15 protein-coding genes and 1 pseudogene are annotated in these 18,985 nt (G+C 45.3%); 7 read left to right on the forward strand and 9 right to left on the reverse strand.

Going from position 1 to position 18,985, the window contains the following annotated elements; all coding sequences use genetic code 11:
- Positions 1–44 precede the first annotated feature (44 nt).
- Complete coding sequence (locus tag BCU07_RS17760) at positions 45–455, forward strand: lysozyme inhibitor LprI family protein (protein ID WP_017067713.1); 411 nt, start codon at positions 45–47, stop codon at positions 453–455.
- Between the two features lie 174 nt (positions 456–629).
- Positions 630–1,421, forward strand: coding sequence for a carbon-nitrogen hydrolase family protein (locus BCU07_RS17765; RefSeq protein WP_102428319.1), 792 nt, complete (start codon positions 630–632; stop codon positions 1,419–1,421).
- An 86-nt stretch (positions 1,422–1,507) separates the two neighbouring features.
- On the opposite strand, the gene BCU07_RS17770 is transcribed toward BCU07_RS17765, so the two are convergent.
- The 8 genes from BCU07_RS17770 to BCU07_RS17805 form a co-directional block, all read right to left on the reverse strand.
- A complete protein-coding gene (locus tag BCU07_RS17770) occupies positions 1,508–3,967 on the reverse strand; it encodes a CHASE3 domain-containing protein (RefSeq protein WP_102428318.1) in 2,460 nt (819 codons plus the stop codon).
- 219 nt (positions 3,968–4,186) lie between these two features.
- Positions 4,187–5,188 (reverse strand): substrate-binding domain-containing protein, encoded by a 1,002-nt coding sequence (locus BCU07_RS17775; RefSeq protein ID WP_048613455.1) that lies wholly within the window; start codon positions 5,186–5,188, stop codon positions 4,187–4,189.
- 152 nt (positions 5,189–5,340) lie between these two features.
- A complete protein-coding gene (gene rbsK, locus BCU07_RS17780) occupies positions 5,341–6,285 on the reverse strand; it encodes a ribokinase (RefSeq protein WP_102428317.1) in 945 nt (314 codons plus the stop codon).
- Between the two features lie 191 nt (positions 6,286–6,476).
- Positions 6,477–7,355: a ribose ABC transporter substrate-binding protein RbsB gene (rbsB, locus tag BCU07_RS17785; RefSeq protein ID WP_017060856.1), complete on the reverse strand. Its 879-nt coding sequence runs from the start codon at positions 7,353–7,355 to the stop codon at positions 6,477–6,479.
- Positions 7,356–7,504: 149 nt separating this feature from the next.
- A complete protein-coding gene (gene rbsC, locus BCU07_RS17790; RefSeq protein ID WP_017060855.1) occupies positions 7,505–8,491 on the reverse strand; it encodes a ribose ABC transporter permease in 987 nt (328 codons plus the stop codon).
- A complete protein-coding gene (rbsA, locus tag BCU07_RS17795) occupies positions 8,488–9,993 on the reverse strand; it encodes a ribose ABC transporter ATP-binding protein RbsA (RefSeq protein WP_009844906.1) in 1,506 nt (501 codons plus the stop codon). The genes rbsC and rbsA overlap by 4 nt, the downstream gene beginning before the upstream one ends.
- A 99-nt stretch (positions 9,994–10,092) precedes the next feature.
- Complete coding sequence (gene rbsD, locus BCU07_RS17800) at positions 10,093–10,512, reverse strand: D-ribose pyranase (protein WP_017060853.1); 420 nt, start codon at positions 10,510–10,512, stop codon at positions 10,093–10,095.
- A 200-nt stretch (positions 10,513–10,712) separates the two neighbouring features.
- The gene (locus BCU07_RS17805) at positions 10,713–11,027 is read right to left on the reverse strand and encodes a winged helix-turn-helix domain-containing protein (protein ID WP_017060852.1); all 315 of its coding nucleotides are present in this window, start codon (positions 11,025–11,027) and stop codon (positions 10,713–10,715) included.
- Between the two features lie 94 nt (positions 11,028–11,121).
- Between BCU07_RS17805 and BCU07_RS17810 the strand changes: the two are divergent.
- Positions 11,122–11,625, forward strand: a pseudogene (locus BCU07_RS17810) (outer membrane beta-barrel protein); the annotation flags it as partial.
- A 115-nt stretch (positions 11,626–11,740) separates the two neighbouring features.
- Here BCU07_RS17810 and BCU07_RS17815 read toward each other — a convergent pair.
- Positions 11,741–12,784, reverse strand: a complete 1,044-nt coding sequence (locus tag BCU07_RS17815) for an endonuclease/exonuclease/phosphatase family protein (RefSeq protein WP_102428316.1) — start codon at positions 12,782–12,784, stop codon at positions 11,741–11,743.
- Between the two features lie 412 nt (positions 12,785–13,196).
- Between BCU07_RS17815 and BCU07_RS17820 the strand changes: the two genes are divergently transcribed.
- The 4 genes from BCU07_RS17820 to yejF are packed head-to-tail and all read left to right on the forward strand — an operon-like array spanning position 13,197 to position 18,879.
- On the forward strand, positions 13,197–15,092 hold the full coding sequence (locus BCU07_RS17820; protein WP_102332890.1) for an extracellular solute-binding protein: 1,896 nt from the start codon (positions 13,197–13,199) through the stop codon (positions 15,090–15,092).
- A gap of 12 nt (positions 15,093–15,104) precedes the next feature.
- On the forward strand, positions 15,105–16,193 hold the full coding sequence (locus BCU07_RS17825; protein WP_004730359.1) for a microcin C ABC transporter permease YejB: 1,089 nt from the start codon (positions 15,105–15,107) through the stop codon (positions 16,191–16,193).
- A gap of 31 nt (positions 16,194–16,224) precedes the next feature.
- A complete protein-coding gene (locus BCU07_RS17830; RefSeq protein WP_017060847.1) occupies positions 16,225–17,247 on the forward strand; it encodes an ABC transporter permease in 1,023 nt (340 codons plus the stop codon).
- 9 nt (positions 17,248–17,256) lie between these two features.
- Positions 17,257–18,879, forward strand: a complete 1,623-nt coding sequence (gene yejF / locus BCU07_RS17835) for a microcin C ABC transporter ATP-binding protein YejF (protein WP_102428315.1) — start codon at positions 17,257–17,259, stop codon at positions 18,877–18,879.
- Positions 18,880–18,985 lie beyond the last annotated feature (106 nt).

Raw genomic sequence — 18,985 nt, forward strand, 5'->3', positions numbered from 1 at the left:
TCACGACACGATTCGTTTTGGTGGTGGCAGCATAAAGGATGATTATGACAAAACTGATATCGGCACTCATAGCGGTGTGCTTCTCATTCTCTGCGTTGGCCTACGAAGGTGTTGTTGATTGCGAGAATGCGATGAATACCATCGAGATCAATCACTGTGCGGCAATTGAGTTGGAATCTGCACAAGCGGAACTGGATAAATACCTTGCAGCCAGCTTTGAGCACAATGCTTATGATGCTGAGCTGGTGGCGTCAATTAAGAAGGCTCAGGAGAGCTGGCAGGCGTACATGACAGCACATTGTGATTCTGTGTACACCCAATGGCGTGAAGGTTCTATTCGAGGGGTTATGGCGCTTTCCTGCAAGATGACGTTAACCAAGCAGCGCACGCATGAGGTGTGGGTGAATTTCTTAACCTATATGGACAGCACGCCTCCCGTTTTACCAGAGCCTTAATTAGCGCCGTAGGCAGGTTTAAAATACGTACAGGACTGTGCACCTGCTTCAACCTTTGGCGGGCGAATAAGAAAGCGATAGGGGATTGGCCTACTCTGTCGTTCTTAGTTCTTAGTTCTTAGTCTCCAGCTTGAAGCATTACAGCTTTAAGTATTACCTAGTAAGGAATCGATTTTGAATAATGTCAGTATCACGCTTATTCAGCTTGAAGTTGAATACAAAAACAAACAAAAGAATATAGATTCGGTCTCTGATCTTTTGCAAGCGGAGCCGTTAGTCGGTGATATTACTTTACTGCCTGAACTGTTCACGACTGGGTATATTTTTAACGAGGCTGAAGAAATTCACGAATTGGCTGAAGACTTCGCCGACAGCAGTACTATTGATTCATTAACGCAGCTTGCAGCGAAGCATGACACCTTGATTGTTGCAGGCATTGCCGAGAAAGATAGTGGCCAATATTACAACAGCGTCGTGGTTGTGGATGCTTCCGGTTTACGACACAAATATAGAAAAATCAGTCAAACCAAATTCGATAAGCAGTATTTCTCGAGAGGGGAGAAGCGCCTCACGTTTGAGCACAAAGGCTTAAAGTTTGGTGTCGCGATTTGCTTCGATATTTGGTTCCCGGAGATCATGAGAGAGTATCAGTCGGTCGACGTTATTCTCCATCCCGCGAATTTTGGTTGTCATCATAGCTTTGCTATTGCTCATGCAAGGGCTTTAGAAGAGGGGTGTCATGTCGTGACTTGTAATCGAGTTGGACAGGATGTGGTTGATGCGTTTACCGCGACTTATTGTGGTGGAAGCAGAGTCTACTCACCAAAAGGAGAGTTAATGACTCAGCTCAACGAAAGGCAATCGGTAGAAACCGTGAGTATTCAAGATCTCTCGATTGCGCCGCAATATAATGGTATTGATGTCGAAGATGAGATCCAGCAAATAACCGCCCTGTTAAACCGTTAAATCGCTAGAACAGAGACTAGCGCGGTATAAGATCGAAAAACGCAAGGTGATTAAGCCTTGCGTTTTAGCTTGGGAACGAAGCGTTCTTAAGCTTGATCGTTCATTTGATTCAGATGCTTGACTGAATGGGCGTTTTTCATCCGCTGAGCTTGATGGATATTGACCATAAGGCGATTGAGCAGTTTTTGCAGTCGTTCAATATCCGGCAATTGTTGATTTTTGGCTTCGACTTCTAGCTCCAATGCCTGCTTAGAAAGCATGTTAAGACCTAAGTTTAGCGACATGCCTTTAATGGAGTGCAGGGTGCGACAAAGTGGCTCTAATTCTTTCGCTAAATAGTATTCAATGACGCGATCAACTGACTGTTCGAACTCAATAATGGTCGAGTCTATGAGTAAGCTGAACCCTTCCGTGTCATCTTTCAGTATTTGTATCACTTCTGAATGGCTGATCTCTTCTTCCGTTAACCTTAACGTTTCAATAGGCTTACGATGAAGCTCGACAATGTTTTCATTCTCACTCGAACCTTCGGCTGCTGTTTGTTTCGGTAATCGACTTGAGAACTGTTGTAGGGCGTCGAAGAAACTCTCTTGCTGCAGAGGCTTGGTCAGAATATGGTCGACACCCGCCTGAATAAAGTTGTCATGCGCCTCACGGAATACATCGGCCGTGTAAGCGAATATCAAGGTATCGAGTTTCAGTTTTTCACGAATGTAATTTGTTGTCTCGACCCCGTTCATTTCAGGCATATGATTGTCCATCAAGATAAGGTCATATTGAGTTGTTTTGAGGCGTTCAATCGCCAATTTCCCGTTTTCCGCATGCTCAACATGATGGCCGAGTTTTTCACAAAAGCCTTGTGCAACAATGGCATTAATACGGTTATCTTCCACCAACAGGATACTTAACGAGTCAAAGCTGAGAGTTTCTGCATCGACTGTATGGGTCGCGATGTCTTTCGCTTTGCTTTCTTGCCATGTGATAGGCAGAGAGACTTGGAATTTTGTACCAAGCCCGACAGCACTGGTTAATGTGATTTCTCCATTCATGAGGTTGACTAGGTTCTTGACGATTGCGAGGCCAAGCCCTGTTCCGCCAAACTTCCTTGTTGTCGAAGTGTCGGCTTGTTCGAATGAATTGAATACCTGCTCGTGCTTATCTTTCGGGATACCAACCCCGGTGTCTGTCACGGTGAGGATCAACTGGTTGTTGGGGCGATTGAGGTCAGCTTGTATGGACACATGACCTTCTTTGGTGAATTTTGTCGCATTACCGCCCAAGTTGAACATGATTTGGCGCAGCCTTGCACAGTCTCCGAAGAGTTGGATGTTTTTCGGTATGTTATTTTCGATTAACAGGCGAATGCCTTTTTCATCGGCTAAGGGTTTTAGTGCGCTACATACAGGCTGCATGACTTGAACAAAGTTAAAGGGAGCCACATCTAACTCAAGCTTGTTTTCTTCGACTTTTGAGAAGTCCAGAATGTCGTTGAGTATCGTCATCAAGTGGTGACCAGATTCGAGAATGATGTTGATGTTCTCTTTTGTTTCGGGTTCTTGGGTTTGGCTTGCAATGATCTGAGATATTCCAAGAACACCGTTCATTGGTGTTCTGATTTCGTGGCTCATGGTAGACAGAAAATCGCCCTTAGCTTTTACTGCGGCTTCAGCTTTGGTTCGTTCAGCGATTAGCTCCTGATTTTTCGCTCGCATTTCATTGTCGTTTTTTACCAGGTTTGTTGCCATTGTTTGAAAGCTATGGCTGAGGTGAGCTACTTCGTCTTGAGCGTTAATGTTTGAGGAAAGTTTGAGGGTCGATGCCCCTTCTTTTAAATGGCCAGCAGCAACTTGGTTTGCGGCTGCGAGCAGTATGTCTATTCTTCGTTTAATACGGTTTGATGACCACGCCGCCACAAGCAATGAGATAAATGCTGAAAACAGGGTACCGACAACCAGTACGTAAGTGGTTTGGTTGGCCGAGTTAACGGACTTATCGACTCTGACTCTGATAAGTTGCTGTTCAATATCGATAAATTGAGCGATCTCTTTACGGATCTTATCGATCAGTTGTTTTCCGGTCTGTTGTTGAGTGAGGTAGACGACACTTTGCATTTTCGCTTCGCCTTTATTGACGAGGTTGCGTTGCATGATCTCTTTCTCGCCCGACTCCTTTAGCCATGTCTTATGAGTATCATCGATTCTTTTGAGGCGTTCAACTTGAGGGGGGTTGTCACTCACTTGAGTTGATAGGCTTTGCATTTTTTGACGCCAAACATCCAGTGCCAGATGATAGGGCTCTAAAAATACGGGATCGCCCGTGATTAGGTAGCCACGTTGTCCGGTTTCCATATCCACAATTAGGTTGAGCAGCTCTTGAGCTCGGGCTATGGCTTTGTGAGTGTGAACAACCCAATGGTTATCTTTCACAATAGATTGGGTGTTTTCATACACAGAGAAAGAGACGATGACCATCAAAGTGATAGGAATTAAAAAGCTGACTAATAGCTTTTTTTGTAGGGATATATTGTCAAACCAACCCGCGATCATACAACTACGCTCTCCATGCCGTTGTTATTTAATATTAGTGTAGATGAATTAGTCGTTAATTGCGTGAATAGTTGCTGAGTGCGCAAATGCATATTTTAGCATGTAAGTTTCGCATATTGACGGCATTTTAGGGGCGATTAAGCGGCGTTATTATGTTTCAAAGACAAAAAAGCTAGCTCAATAAGCTAGCTTTCAACGGTGTGATGAGTGTGGCGAGTACTAAAGCGCTTTTACGCTGCTTCGTTCAACAAGAGTAGGTTCAAGTTCAACGACTTGCGGATAAGCATCTGGAGTTTGTAATCTGCTCAAAAGCGTATCCACTGCGGCTTTACCTAAACGATGTTTTGGCTGGTGGACAGTGCTTAACGCGGGTGTCATGTACTTCGACAGGTGGATGTCATCGTAGCCAATGATAGACAGATCATTCGGAATCGATGTGCCATCTTGCGCCGCAGCGTGAATCACGCCCATCGCCATCATATCGTTACTGACGAACAAGGCAGACGGCATTTCGCCACGAGTTTTCAATGTCTGATAAGAGTCAAAACCACCGTCACATTCAAAGTTGGATTCAACAATCCACTTAGGGTTGATCTCTAAATTGGCTTCTTCCATTGCTTGCTTGAAGCCTTGATAACGAGACGAAGCTTGATTACGGTGCAGTGGGCCAGTGATACAACCAATTTGAGAATGACCGTTATCTATCAAGTGCTTAGTTGCCATGTAGCCACCTTGGTGCGAGTTGTCTTGGATCTTATCGCTCGCAAACAACATAGGGCCCCAATCCATGACTACAACAGGCAGTTCTGGGTAGCGCTCGAATACATCGATATGTTCGCCTTCAAGGGTAGAACACATTAGCATCAGGCCATCGACTCGCTTTTGCAGCAAGGTATCGATAGAGGATTTCATGCGTTCGCTATCGCCTTCGGTGTTACACAAGATAAGGTTGTAGCCTTTTTCGTAGCAACGACGTTCCACACCTTTTACCACTTCGCCAAAGAATGGGTTGGTGGATGTGGTCACTAGCATTCCCAAGGTTTTGGTTTGCTTCATTTTCAAGCTGCGAGCCAATGCAGAAGGCGCATAGTTGAGTTCTTTAGCCGCACTGTTAACACGCTCAGCAATCTCTTCACTGACAAAGCGTGATTTGTTGATCACGTGGCTCACGGTAGAAGTCGAAACCTTTGCGAGCCGTGCGATGTCTTTCATTGTTGCCATAAAAAATCCTTGTGGGAATAACCTTCCACGTTGGGCGATATTCTGCCTGAAAACAGGGGCTTATTCTTGTTATTTGTTGTTACCGAATTTGAAGGCTAACATCCGTTAACCACGGTTTAGCTCAGAAGTTAGGCCTTCAAATAGGTATCAAACTAAGCAGACAGTTGCTCTGCCAAAAACGCATCGGTTTCAGCACGGCTTGGAATCGACGTTTGAGCACCAAAGCGTGTCACAGAGATAGCAGCTGCAGCATGAGCAAATTTAATCGCACGCTCAAGTGGCATATCTTCAAGCAAGCCTGTCACCAACGCGCCGTTAAAGGTGTCACCTGCGGCAGTTGTATCTGTTGCTTCAACACGGAAACCTGCGATTAATTCACCTTCGCTGGCTTCATTGCCTTGACCGCGATGACTCACCCACACGCCTTTCGCGCCTAGCGTGATCATTACCGTTTCTATGCCTTTAGCATGCAGAGCCAACGCAGCCTGATGAGCAGACGCGTTGTCCGTCACGGTAATGCCTGTCAGCACTTCTGCTTCAGTTTCGTTCGGTGTAATCACGTCAACACAAGCAAGCAGTGAATCCGATAATGGACGAGCAGGAGCCGGGTTTAGAATGACTTGCGTGCCACTCTCTTTTGCTACTTTCGCAGCGTACTCAATACCTTCAATTGGCGTTTCAAGTTGAGTTAGCAGGTATTTGGCTCCGCGAATCTTCTCTAGATGTGGTTCGATTTGGTCGCAAGTCAGCTTGTCATTAGCTTCTGCAGAAAGACAGATGCTGTTTTCACCCGTTGCGGATACTTGGATCATCGCAATGCCAGTTGGCGTGTTGTCTGCCACGATAACACCGTCGATGTTGATGCCGTCTTTAGCGAAGTCTTGACGAATGTTGATGCCGAATGGGTCGTCACCGACACAGGCGATGAAGCCGATATCTGCGTTTAATCGCGCAGAAGCGACTGCTTGGTTTGCGCCTTTACCGCCAGGGATGACCTGATAGTTACCGCCAATCAAGGTTTCACCCGGACGAGGGAACGAAGGAACTTGCAGTACGTGGTCAGCGTTAACGCTACCTAAAACAATCAGTTGAGTCATGATACGAGCCTTATGATATATCGTATTTGAAAATGCATGGGTCTTTCTCATGGTGTTAAGTGCGCTCTCTTTTGTGAGCGGAATGAGAAACAGCGATGCACTGTCGGGGTTTGCTTTTGTTTGAGTCAGCGAGCCAATCAAAGCAGGGAGATAGGGAACTCCCTGCTTTATATCGCGTTACCTCGTAACGATTACTTAGCGATGATTTTTAGAGGTACTGGTACGTACTCGTCTACTGTTTCGCCTTTCAGTACTTTGTCTGCCATTTCGATACCTAGAGAACCGATTAGGTCAGGTTGTTGTGCAACTGTAGCGCCTAGTAGGCCGCGGTTAACAGCAGCGATGCCGTCGTCTGTGCCATCAAAGCCAACGATCATCACTTCTTTACCTGACGCTTGAACTGCGCGAAGTGCACCTAGTGCCATTTCATCGTTTTGAGCAAATACTGCTTGTACATCTGGGTTAGCAGCAAGCAAGTTTTCCATTACGTTCAGACCTTTAGTACGGTCGAAATCAGCAGGTTGGCTTGCAAGAAGCTCAAGGTCGCTGCCGTTTACTGCATTCATGAAGCCTTCACCACGTTCACGAGCTGCAGAAGTACCAGCAATACCTTCAAGTTGGATTACTTTCGCTTTTTCGCCCACTTTTTCCATGATGAAGTGACCTGCCATTTCACCACCGATTACGTTATCAGAAGCGATGTGGCTTACTACGTCACCACGGCTTGCACCACGGTCTAGTGTTAGTACTGGGATGTTTGAACGGTTAGCCATGCGAATTGCGTTAGACACGGCGTCTGAATCTGTTGGGTTGATCAGGATTGCCTTAACACCACGAATGGTTAGATCTTCAATGTTCGACAGCTCTTTGCTTGGGTCGTTTTGAGAATCCAGAACGATAAGCTTGTAGCCTAGCTCTTCAGCTTTCGCTTCTGCGCCATCTTTCATGGTTACAAAGAATGGGTTGTTCAATGTAGACAGAACGATTGCCATTGTATCTTGCGCCTGTGCAGACACAGATACTGTTGTAGAAAGAAGAGCAGCAGAAATAAGAGTCGCTAATTTTTTCATGGTGTAAGTCCTTTGTGTAGGGGGAGCTAAGAGGTGAGTCCTAGCTCGTTGTTACATTATTTATAGATTCTAATATTTTAAGGTAAAACAAACTGTTACTTTTATTAAACTAGAGTGTTACTTGTATTAACCTAGAGTGTGAATAGGTTTTATTTGTTTTTGTTGTCGACCAATACTGCCAGAAGAATAACCACTGCTTTTGCAATCATCTGGTAGTAAGAAGATACGTCTAGTAGGTTTAGGGCGTTGTTTAGGAAGCCGATAATCAGAGCACCAATCAATGTGCCCATGATACGGCCACGACCGCCAGCTAAGCTTGTCCCGCCAAGAACTACGGCTGCGATAGCGTCTAGCTCATAACCCATACCTGCGGTTGGTTGAGCAGATGACAAACGCGATGCCACGATGATGCCTGCCACTGCAGCTAGCAGACCACAGATTGCGTAAACACCGATTTTTACTTTGTCTACGTCGATGCCTGATAGGCGAGTTGCTGATTCGTTGCCACCCAGTGCGTAAACGTAGCGACCAAAGCGTGTGTGGTTAAGTAGGTACCATACTGCTGCGAATACCACGACCATGATCCATACTGGAACCGGTACACCCATTGCGTAGCCAGTACCGAACCAAGCGAATGCGTCTGCTGTGTCTGTGAAGCCTGTTGAAATAGGACGACCATCTGTGTAAACCATGGTTACGCCGCGAAGTAGTGTCATGGTGACAAGCGTTGCGATGAAGGCTTGAACCTTACCCTTAGCGATAATCACACCACTAATCGCACCTAATGCTGCACCTGCTACAAGAGCGGTTGGTACTGCGATCATCACAGGGATTTCCATGCCAATCATGCTGGCTGCGAACGCACCACAAAGCGCCAGTACAGAACCAACACTCAAGTCGATACCCGCGGTTAAGATAACCAGCGTCATACCTACAGCGATAATTGCGTTAACCGAGGTTTGGCGCAGAATGTTTAGGATGTTGTCGACAGTAAAGAAGTTCGGGTTTAAGAAAGAAACGACAACAATCAGGAAGAGCAAAGCAATCAATGACTTTTGATCAATCAGCCACTCTTTGCTGATTAACGGTTTTTTCTTTGGAGCTTCAGTTGTTTTGCTCATGGTTTTAGTACTCATGCTGCGTCCTCGTTGATCTTTTTACCGACCGCACACGCCAGTAATAATTCTTGGTTTGCTTCTTTAGCATCAAATTCACCGCTTACACGGCCTTCATGCATCACCATGATGCGGTCACTCATTCCTAACACTTCTGGCATTTCAGATGAGACTAAAATGATGCTCATGCCGTCGGCTTTAAATTTATTAATGAGTTGGTAAATTTCTTTCTTCGCACCGACATCGACACCACGCGTTGGCTCGTCGAGAATCAGTACTTTTGGTTTGGTCATCAAGCCTTTAGCGATAGCTACTTTCTGTTGGTTACCACCAGAAAGGTTGCCGATGATTTGCTCGCGAGTCGGGGTCTTGATGTTGAATAACTTGATGAAGTCATCAACCGCGATTACTTCGTCTTTATGTTGGATTTGGCCACTCTTAGTCAGTAGATCCAGTGAACACAGAGACATGTTCTCTTTCACTGAAAGCCCGAGCACTAAGCCATCGCCCTTACGGTCTTCAGAGATGTAAGCAATGCCATTGGCCAAGCCGTCTTTCGGGCTTACAGGGTTGATGGTTTTGTTTTCTAGGTTGATGACGCCGCGTTCACTTGGAAGGGCACCGTAAATCACTTTCATCAGTTCAGTTCGGCCAGCACCCATTAGGCCAGATACACCCAGGATTTCACCGCGTTTTAGCGTAAAGCTCACATCGTGAACACCAGAACCCGTCAGGCCAATCACTTCAAGACAAGTTTCACCATGGCTCTGGCCGATACGTGGATATTGTTCGTCTAACTTACGACCAACCATCATTTCGATTAGGCCATCTTCGTCGGTGTCTTTTACTTCACACTGACCAATGAACTTACCGTCACGCAGCACGGTGATGTCATCACAAATCTCGAAGATCTCTTTCAAACGGTGAGAGATGTAAACAATGCCACAGCCTTCATCGCGCAATTCGTTAATCACCTTAAACAGAGATTCAGTTTCGGTATCGGTTAGCGCATCGGTTGGTTCATCCATGATGATGACTTTAGATTCAAACGATAGGGCTTTCGCAATCTCTACCATTTGCTGCTCACCAAGGCTCAACTGACCTAGAGGCGTTTTCGAGCTGTGTTTCACGTTAAGGCGTTTAAGTAGCTTGTCTGCTTCTTGGTACATCTCGTTCCACAAGATACGACCCATGGTGCCCGTGATTTCACGACCTAAGAAGATGTTCTCGGCGATGGTCAATTCAGGGATTAGATTCAGCTCTTGGTGAATGATGCTAATGCCTGCTTGTTGAGAATCACGTGGCCCTTTAAATGCAGCAGGTTTTCCTTGGTAGGCAATAGTGCCGCCGTCCAAGTGGTAGATGCCTGTCAGCACTTTCATAAGCGTTGATTTACCCGCACCGTTTTCACCCATTAACGCCATTACGCGTCCTGGATAAACGTTGAGGCTTGCCTTATCCAGTGCTTTCACACCAGGGAAGGCTTTCTCAATTGAGCTAAGTTCTAAAATGGCTTGAGTCATGTCGGTTCCTTTACTCGGGGCCAGTTGTATTTGATTGTTCTGTCTATGTATTGTTTTGGTTCAGTGATGTCACTGAGCTGTCGTTGCGTTTTGCTTGAGCTAAAAGGTTACGCCAGCTTGGAAAATAACATTTGCGTATGGTGTGCACTCACCGGTGCGAATTACCGCGCGGCTTTCATGCGTACGCTGTTTGAATTCTTCATGAGTGATGTAAGTAATAGAAAGCGATTTGCCACAACGCGCTTCTTCTGTCTTGATTAAATCAATCAGCGCAGCGTGGTGCTCTGGGCTTACTTTCGCAAACTCTTCTGCAATCACAACACCTTCGATTTGAGATTCATCCAGCATGGTTTTTACCGTTTGCTGAAAGCTTGGGACACCGTGAGTTAAAGCAAGATCAATACGAGTTACGTGGTCTGGAATTGGTAAGCCCGCGTCACAAATCGTGATTTCATCTGTGTGGCCAAGAGTCGCCACTAGGTAAGAGAGTTCAGAGTTTATTAGAGTACTTTTTTTCATATCACGACCTATCGAAAAATAACGCTTGATGGGTTGAGAACAACTCAAGAAAAGCCATCGAAACGTTTCGATAGTGATAATAGTGTCTGATTTATCATTTGCACGTTTGATTGTTTTAGAGTGTGATAATGATCATCGAAACGTTTCGATGGGGCGTTTTTTGGTGATCTTAGTCACCGCCATTGATTGCATAAATCCTTTTACGTGGGTTCAATCGATAGCGCATATCCGAACTTACTAATGGTAATGATCTGGACGTTGGATGCTCTTAATCGCGCGAACACATTGCGTAGGTTATAGACTACGTTTGCAAGAACATGTGGTGACGAGAGTTGTCCGTCCCAACACACATCAACAATATGCTCTCTTGAAATCGGTCTTCCCACATTTTCCAATAACAAGCAGAGCACTGCTAATAGGCGAGGGCGCAAAGTGATTTTGTTTCCTTGCTGGTTGGTAATCGTTCGAGCGTCGATATCAATGATTAAGCCGTTGAAGTCTATTGTGTGGTTCATCGTGTTTTCTGTTCGTCTTATTCTAAATTGTGGAGATTGAGCAAATTGGCCTGCTGTTGGAGCGGGTAATTATTTAAGTGTGCTAATGGTCGAAGTGGGCGGGTTAACTGACACGATCAGTGAGCCTATTACTTTTAAAGCCGAAGACAATACTTACCGATTAATTGCTGGTTACAAATTTAACCGCATTGTTTCGGTTGAAGCTCAATACACAGATTTTGGTGATATAGCCCTGAAAACGAAATCTGGTAATAAGGTTTTCACTTGGACACCTTAAATCTTTTCGGTAACGGCGAACCTCGGTTACACGTTTGATAATGGCATTCGTCCATTTGGCACTATCGGTCTGTCGACTATTGATCTAGACATGAAGCTTGCTGATGGCTCTCGCCCTTCAGGAGATGGTTTTGATGATTCGGGAGATGGCATCCGTATGGGTGTTGGTGTTGGATATACGCCACCTACAATGTCTTCGTTGAGCTTTCGCTTAGCGTACGAAGCCGATGCTTTTGATATCGAAGATTACGAAAACGGACACAAGACAGAAGATACTGTTGTTCTGGATTCTTTCTACTTAGGCGCAATGTACACATTCTAAGTTTCATACTTTGCTAAACGGTAAATCGGTTTCTAAATGGGGCGTCGGTTAGCTCAACCCGTTTAGCTAAAGTGGAAGGCCGCAGTTTTTGACTGCGGCTTTTTTATGTTTAACTCTAGGCTTCACGAATATGAGCGGTAACAGACACGATGGCATGGTCGGTACTGAATTGGTCGTGTTCAAAACTAGGATTAATCAGGTGATGGTCTAACACTGTGTAGATAGAGATCTCCATTAAGCTTGAAGAGTTCTGACAATCAAACTCGTTCGACATCAAAATGTAGTCCAGTACAGATCCAGAAGCGCCGTAGTAATGGGTTGGCTTTCGCTGTTCAAGCAAGTCTTCTTCATGCAGTTGATGGTAAAGATCCCAGCTGTCTTTCAAGCGAAAGTGGGATAGCCAATGCTTGCTGTTTTCGTCTCGGTTGATTGAGTAATTCAACAGCCCTTTAAACTCATCATTAAACAGTGGCTTATTAAAGTCACCCATCAACACAACAGGTTGCTCGGTTTGGTAGCGTTGGTTGGTGATGTATTGATGCAGCATCTGAGCTTCTAGACCGCGTTGGACACTTGATAGCCAAGAGCCAAGCCGTTCTTGGTGAAAACGAGTGAGCGTGTCACTTTGTGGTTTTGCACCTTGCTGAGCGTTGTTCGTATCGACAGATTCTGCTTTTGGTTCTGTCGGACGTTGTGATTTGAAGTGCACCACATAACAGTCGGTTGAACCTAAATGGGGTAACGTAATCGTCGCGTGAACAGGTGTTCTGTTGAATGAGAATTTGTCGCCAAGGTTGAATGCTGTCAGTAACGTCGAATCTGGCGTAACAGGCTGAACGTTTTCAATAGGGTAACGGGAAGCAATACCAACGACAGGTGAGGTGTATAGGTAATCATCTTCAACGTGTGCGCTATCGACCACTGCAAAGTATGGATAACCTAGGTCGTTCATCAATTGCTCTAAAGACTGCGGGCTAAATATCTCTTGGAAGCCAATCACATCGCAATCTAATGAACGAATCGCTTCAGCCATCCAATGTTGCTTCTTCTGCCATTCTTCGAAGCTGTAGATGTTCTCAAAATCATAATAAGCATTCGGTGGCTCGAGATAGTTCAGAAGGTTGAACGTTGCGAATGTTATTTGGTTTGGTTTGTTCAAAGTGTCATTCCATTTAGACCTAGGCAGCAAGGATACTCCAGTAAAAGTATAGTTTGTTGATTATTTAGAGCCTAAATTTCACTTTAGAAGCCAACCAAAGGAATCTTAGCCGTTGAGGCTTGTGTCATTCAGGCTAGAGCAATCTTAGTGCTTCTGCCTTCCCCCGTGCTTTCCAACGCCACCAAGCTAATCAACTCAATCAAAGGAACCAAAGCAATCAAAGCTCACTGCATCCAATAACTTCGAGTGGTGACGAGTAATTTGTAAATAAACCGTCAGAGATAGAGTGCTGATGGTTTTATTAGTTATTACATGATGTTAGTTTTGAACCTATACTTGATTTAACGGCATGCATTCAAAGCCGATAAATCAACTTGAATATAGAATTCATGACATTTGAAGGGAGAGTCAAATGGGAACAGTTTTTCGACGCAAAGCTTCGCAACGCACTCAGTTTTTCAGGTTTAATTTGAAGTCATGTGCAATCATGTTGCCGCTTATTGCTTTACAACCCTCCGTTACTTACGCTTCTGAAACCCAATCAACTCCTGCTGTCACCGTTATTGAAACCACACAACTGGTTGGTTTTGGTGAAGCAAAATATCCAGCCGATTTCACTCACTTCGATTACGTTAATCCTGATGCGCCAAAGCAGGGCAAAGTGACCTATGGCAGCATAGGTACGTACGATAGCTTTAATCGATTCGGTTCCCGCGGCGTTGCTGCAAGTTATACCGGAGAGATTTACGATACCTTGATGTTTTCTCCGAGTGACGAGATTGATGCGTACTATCCATTGATCGCTTCAAAGGTTCGCTACTCCAGTGATTTCACTTGGATGGAAATCGACATCAACCCAAATGCTAAATTCCAAGATGGCGAGCCTATCACTGCGCATGATGTTGCCTTTACTTTTGACAAGTTCTCAACCGAGGGCGTGCCTCAGTATCGTGTGTATTACAAAGATATTAAGTCAGTAAAAGCGGTCTCTGATTTGGTTGTTCGTATTGAAATGAACATTCCAAACCGCGAAAAACTGTTCAGCTTTGCGCAAAGCACTCGTGTATTACCGAAACATTTCTGGAAAGACAGAAAGCTGTCTGAACCTCTAAGTGAGCCACCAGTCGGTAGTGGTCCTTATAAGATCATCAGTTATAAATCAGGCCAAAGTGTTACCTATGGTCTAGATGAAAACTACTGGGCAGCTGACCTACCGGTTAACGTTGGTCGTAATAACTTCAAGCAAGTGCAATACGATTACTACCGTGACGACACGGTAATGTTGGAAGCCTTTAAAGCTGGGGAGTTCGATCTTCGAACCGAGAACTCGGCTAAGTTCTGGGCCAACTCTTATACGGGCGCGAACTTCGATAAAGGCTACATCATTAAAGAAGAGATTAACCACGAGAAGCCTGAAACGACTCAAGGTTTCGTCTTTAATATCCAATCTCCTGTGTTCTCGGATCCTAAAGTGCGTGAAGCGTTAACCTACGCGATGGACTTTGAGTGGATGAACAAGAACATGTTCTATGGTCAGTACAAGCGTACTCGTAGCTACTTCCAAAATACCGACTACGAAGCGAAAGGCTTACCAAGCGAAGCTGAAGTCGAGTTGTTGTCTCAATACAAAGATCAGATTCCACCGCGAGTTTTCACCGAAGAATTCCAACCACCCGTCACCGATGGTAGCGGTCGTATTCGTAGCCAAATGCGTACCGCTTTCAAATTGTTGAAAGAAGCGGGTTGGGTGCTGAAAGACAAAGTCATGACCAACGAAAAGACTGGCAAGCCGATGTCATTTGAGTTGTTGATTTACAGCCCAACCACGGAACGTATCGCAACGCCGGTTCAAAAGAACCTTAAGCGCATGGGTATTGAGATGAAGATCCGTACCATCGATACCACTCAATACATCAAGCGCTTGCGTGATCGTGATTTCGACATGGTTTCGTCGTCATTTTCCGCAAACCCTTATCCTAGCCCGAACTTAATGATCGTTTGGAACTCTAACTATATTGATTCTACTTACAATACTGCAGGTGTTATCGATCCAGTGGTTGACGCGTTAACAGAAGAAATTGCGCGTAACCAACAGCACCCTGAAAAGCTTCTTACACTAGGTCGTTCACTTGACCGTGTATTGCAGTGGAATTTCTACAACATCCCGCAATGGCACGTTGGCGAATATCGCGTAGCAATGTGGGACAAGTTTGAGCGTCCAGATGTATTGCCTAAATACGATTTAGGTATCGATACATGGTGGATTTCAGAAGAGAAGGCGGCTTTGCTTCCTGAAAAACGTCGCTAGGAGTTAGTTAGCATGGCCGCGTATATATTTCGACGTTTATTGTTGGTGATCCCCACGCTGTGGGCGATCATCACCATCAACTTTTTCATCATCCAGATTGCGCCGGGAGGTCCGGTAGAACAAGCTGTTGCTCAATTAGAAGGGCATAACTCTGGCATTATGGAGCGCTTTTCTGGTGGTGGACAAGAAGTTGATTTGAGCGAAAGTGACCAAGCATCTGCCAGTGGCTATAAAGGCTCACGCGGGCTTGATCCTGAAGTGGTTGAAGAGATCAAAAAGCAGTTTGGTTTTGATAAGCCGATTCACGTTCGCTACTTCGACATGTTGAAAAACTACGCGACCTTTAATTTCGGTGAAAGCCTGTTTAAGGGCGGCAACGTTATTGATTTGATCATCGAGCGACTGCCCGTCTCCATCTCCTTGGGATTGTGGAGTACCTTAATCATCTACGTGATCTCGATACCTTTAGGCATCATGAAGGCGATACATCACGGCTCTCGCTTTGATATTTGGTCGAGCGCGGTGGTGATTGTCGGCTACGCGGTGCCGGGCTTCTTGTTTGCGATTATTCTGATTATCTTGTTTGCAAGCGGTAACTACTTCAGTTGGTTCCCATTGCGAGGGCTTGTGTCGAGTAACTTCGACCAGCTCAACTGGTATCAGCAAATTGGCGACTACTTCTGGCACTTGGCGTTGCCCATTTTCGCCATGGTTATCGGTGGATTCGCCACGCTCAGCATGCTGACCAAAAACTCCTTCCTTGATGAAATCAATAAGCAATATGTAGTGACTGCGAGAGCGAAAGGCTTGGACGAGAGCAGTATTCTTTATAAGCACGTTTTCCGTAACGCCATGCTGATCATTATTGCGGGTTTCCCAAGCGCATTTATTAGTATTTTCTTCACGGGTTCTATGTTGATTGAAGTGATGTTTTCACTCGAAGGCATTGGCTTGCTTGGCTTTGAATCAACCATTCAACGTGACTATCCCGTGGTGTTCAGCTCTCTCTATATCATGACCTTGCTTGGCTTGGTGCTGAGCATTATCTCCGACCTGACTTATACCTGGGTTGATCCTCGAATTGATTTTGAAGCGCGTTAATGGCGAACGAATAACAAGGTATTGATAATAAATGTTTAACAACCCTTTAGCTGAAGCTCGTTGGTTACGTTTTAAAGCAAACAAGCGTGGTTTTATCTCCCTTTGGATATTTACCATCTTGTTTGGCTTGAGCCTGTTCGCTGAGATCATTGCCAATGATAAACCACTCTTGGTTTCTTATGATAATCAGTGGTTTGTGCCTGTTATCAATGAATATGCCGAGACGGAGTTTGGTGGTGAGTTTGAAACCGAGGCCGACTACAAAGACCCGTATGTTATCGAGCTCATTGAAGACAACGGTTACATCGTGTGGCCAATCATTCCGTTTAGCTACGACACAATAAACTTCGATATTTCAGGTGCGGTGCCATCGGAGCCCGATTCGGTGAACTGGTTAGGGACTGATGATAAGGGGCGAGATGTATTAGCTCGTATCATTTATGGCTTCCGTATTTCCGTTCTATTTGGTTTTATTCTGACCATTGTATCGAGCGTGATTGGTGTCGTGGTTGGCGCAACACAAGGCTACTACGGTGGCTGGGTTGATCTATTCGGACAACGCTTCATTGAAGTCTGGTCTGGTATGCCGACCCTGTTCTTGCTGATTATTTTGTCGAGTTTTATTGAGCCGAATTTCTGGTGGTTGCTCGGGATTATGGTGCTGTTTAGTTGGATGAGTTTAGTCGGCATCGTGCGAGCGGAATTTTTACGCTGCCGAAACTTCGATTATGTGCGAGCCGCGCAAGCCATGGGTGTTGATGACAAACGTATTATGCTTCGTCACATGTTACCTAACGCGATGGTTGCATCGTTAACCATGATGCCGTTTATTCTTTCAGGCTCGGTGACCACACTGACTTCGTTAGACTTCTTGGGCTTTGGTCTTCCTGCGGGTTCGCCTTCGTTAGGCGAGTTGTTGGCGCAAGGTAAAGCTAACTTACAAGCGCCTTGGCTTGGCATTTCTGCCTTCGTCGTGCTTTCACTGATGCTTACGTTACTGGTCTTCGTTGGTGAAGCGGTGCGTGATGCTTTCGACCCGCATCAACAGAAGTAAGGATAGGTTATGAATTCAAATACAACGCCTGCTTCTCCGGTTTTGACCATAGATAAACTGTCTGTCGGTTTCGGGCGAAAAAACTCGATAGAGCAAGTGACACAAGATGTCTCTTTAGAAATATACAAAGGTGAGACATTAGCGCTGGTGGGTGAGAGTGGTTCCGGAAAATCGGTCACGGCTAACTCGATTTTAAAGCTGTTACCAAAAGGCTCGTCTCATTACTTAAACGGTAAGATCAATTTCTCTGGCACCGATATTCTGAGTTGTTCTGAAAGACAGCTACGTGGGATTCGTGGTGGTCGTATTGGAATGATCTTCCAAGAGCCTATGGTTTCCCTAAATCCGCTTCATCGAATTGGAAAACAGCTTGTTGAAACCTTAGCAATTCATCGTGGTATGCGAACCAACAAAGCACAAGCCTTGGCGATAGAGTGGCTTTCAAAGGTTGGCATTCGCTATCCTGAGCAAAAGATTTCAGCCTATCCGCACGAGCTATCTGGTGGAGAACGCCAGCGCGTGATGATCGCGATGGCACTGATCAATGAACCAGAGCTGCTTATTGCTGATGAGCCGACAACGGCTTTGGATGTATCGGTGCAAGCGCAGATCCTCGACCTTCTAAAAGACCTGCAGCAAGAGCTGGGTATGGCAATGCTTTTCATTACTCATGACTTGAGTATCGTTCGTAAGATTGCCGACAGAGTAGCAGTAATGAAAGATGGTCGCTTGGTCGAAAGTAACGACTGTCATACCCTGTTTAACGCGCCTGCTCACCCTTACACTCAAAAACTTATTAACTCTGATCCGAAAGGTTTGCCCGTTCCTGTGTCACCCGAAAGCAAACCGCTACTCGATGTAAATCAACTTCGTGTTTGGTTCCCGATCACGGGCGGTTTATTCAAGCGCACCATTTCTCATGTTAAAGCTGTGACCGACATGGAGTTCACTTTGAAGAAAGGGCACTCAATCGGTTTGGTTGGCGAAAGTGGTTCTGGTAAATCGACGACCGGTATGGCGATACTTAAGCTGGTAGATAGTGAAGGGTCAATCACTTACTCGAGTGAACAGCTTCAAGGTTTAGATCGAAAACAGATGCTTCCGTTTAGAAGCCGTATGCAAGTAGTCTTTCAAGACCCGTTTTCTGCGCTAAACCCGAGAATGTCGGTCGCTCAGGTGATTGGCGAAGGTTTGTTAGTGCATCAACAATTGGATGAGCACGAACTCGACCAACGCATCTGTGACGTAATGAAAGAGGTTGACCTCGATCCTGAAACGCGTCACCGTTACCCAAATGAGTTTTCTGGCGGTCAAAGGCAGCGTATTGCGATTGCTCGTGCTTTGATTTTAAAGCCAGAGTTTATCCTGCTCGATGAACCAACATCGTCATTGGACAGAACCGTTCAAGCTCAAGTATTGGATTTGCTGAAGTCACTTCAAGAAAAGTATGGCCTGACCTATTTGTTTATCAGTCATGATCTGAATGTCGTGAAATCCTTGTGTCATTACACCATCGTCATGAAAGCTGGCGAGGTAATAGAGAAGGGCGACACTGAGACTTTGTTTGGTAATCCGCAGCATGAATATACCAAGCAGTTGGTGAGTCTTTCGAATGTTGGTGGTGTTTTATAACGCAGAGGGTTTGTTTAAAACAAATGGGCTCTGGTTGAATTCAACATGGTCATTTCGTTGTTTTAAGATTACACTGCGCCCAATATTTCAGAAGTACATATTTAGG

It is taken from the genome of Vibrio sp. 10N.261.54.E10 (assembly GCF_002877735.2).
Classification (GTDB): domain Bacteria; phylum Pseudomonadota; class Gammaproteobacteria; order Enterobacterales; family Vibrionaceae; genus Vibrio; species Vibrio crassostreae_C.

What these genes read in the sequence shown, in the direction of transcription:
- BCU07_RS17760 (WP_017067713.1), top strand. Translation starts at nt 45, where the DNA reads ATGACAAAACTGATATCGGCACTCATAGCGGTGTGCTTCTCATTCTCT.
- BCU07_RS17770 (WP_102428318.1), bottom strand. Translation starts at nt 3,967, where the DNA reads ATGATCGCGGGTTGGTTTGACAATATATCCCTACAAAAAAAGCTATTA.
- BCU07_RS17775 (WP_048613455.1), bottom strand. Translation starts at nt 5,188, where the DNA reads ATGGCAACAATGAAAGACATCGCACGGCTCGCAAAGGTTTCGACTTCT.
- rbsK (WP_102428317.1), bottom strand. Translation starts at nt 6,285, where the DNA reads ATGACTCAACTGATTGTTTTAGGTAGCGTTAACGCTGACCACGTACTG.
- rbsB (WP_017060856.1), bottom strand. Translation starts at nt 7,355, where the DNA reads ATGAAAAAATTAGCGACTCTTATTTCTGCTGCTCTTCTTTCTACAACA.
- rbsC (WP_017060855.1), bottom strand. Translation starts at nt 8,491, where the DNA reads ATGAGTACTAAAACCATGAGCAAAACAACTGAAGCTCCAAAGAAAAAA.
- rbsA (WP_009844906.1), bottom strand. Translation starts at nt 9,993, where the DNA reads ATGACTCAAGCCATTTTAGAACTTAGCTCAATTGAGAAAGCCTTCCCT.
- rbsD (WP_017060853.1), bottom strand. Translation starts at nt 10,512, where the DNA reads ATGAAAAAAAGTACTCTAATAAACTCTGAACTCTCTTACCTAGTGGCG.
- BCU07_RS17805 (WP_017060852.1), bottom strand. Translation starts at nt 11,027, where the DNA reads ATGAACCACACAATAGACTTCAACGGCTTAATCATTGATATCGACGCT.
- BCU07_RS17820 (WP_102332890.1), top strand. Translation starts at nt 13,197, where the DNA reads ATGGGAACAGTTTTTCGACGCAAAGCTTCGCAACGCACTCAGTTTTTC.
- BCU07_RS17825 (WP_004730359.1), top strand. Translation starts at nt 15,105, where the DNA reads ATGGCCGCGTATATATTTCGACGTTTATTGTTGGTGATCCCCACGCTG.
- BCU07_RS17830 (WP_017060847.1), top strand. Translation starts at nt 16,225, where the DNA reads ATGTTTAACAACCCTTTAGCTGAAGCTCGTTGGTTACGTTTTAAAGCA.
- yejF (WP_102428315.1), top strand. Translation starts at nt 17,257, where the DNA reads ATGAATTCAAATACAACGCCTGCTTCTCCGGTTTTGACCATAGATAAA.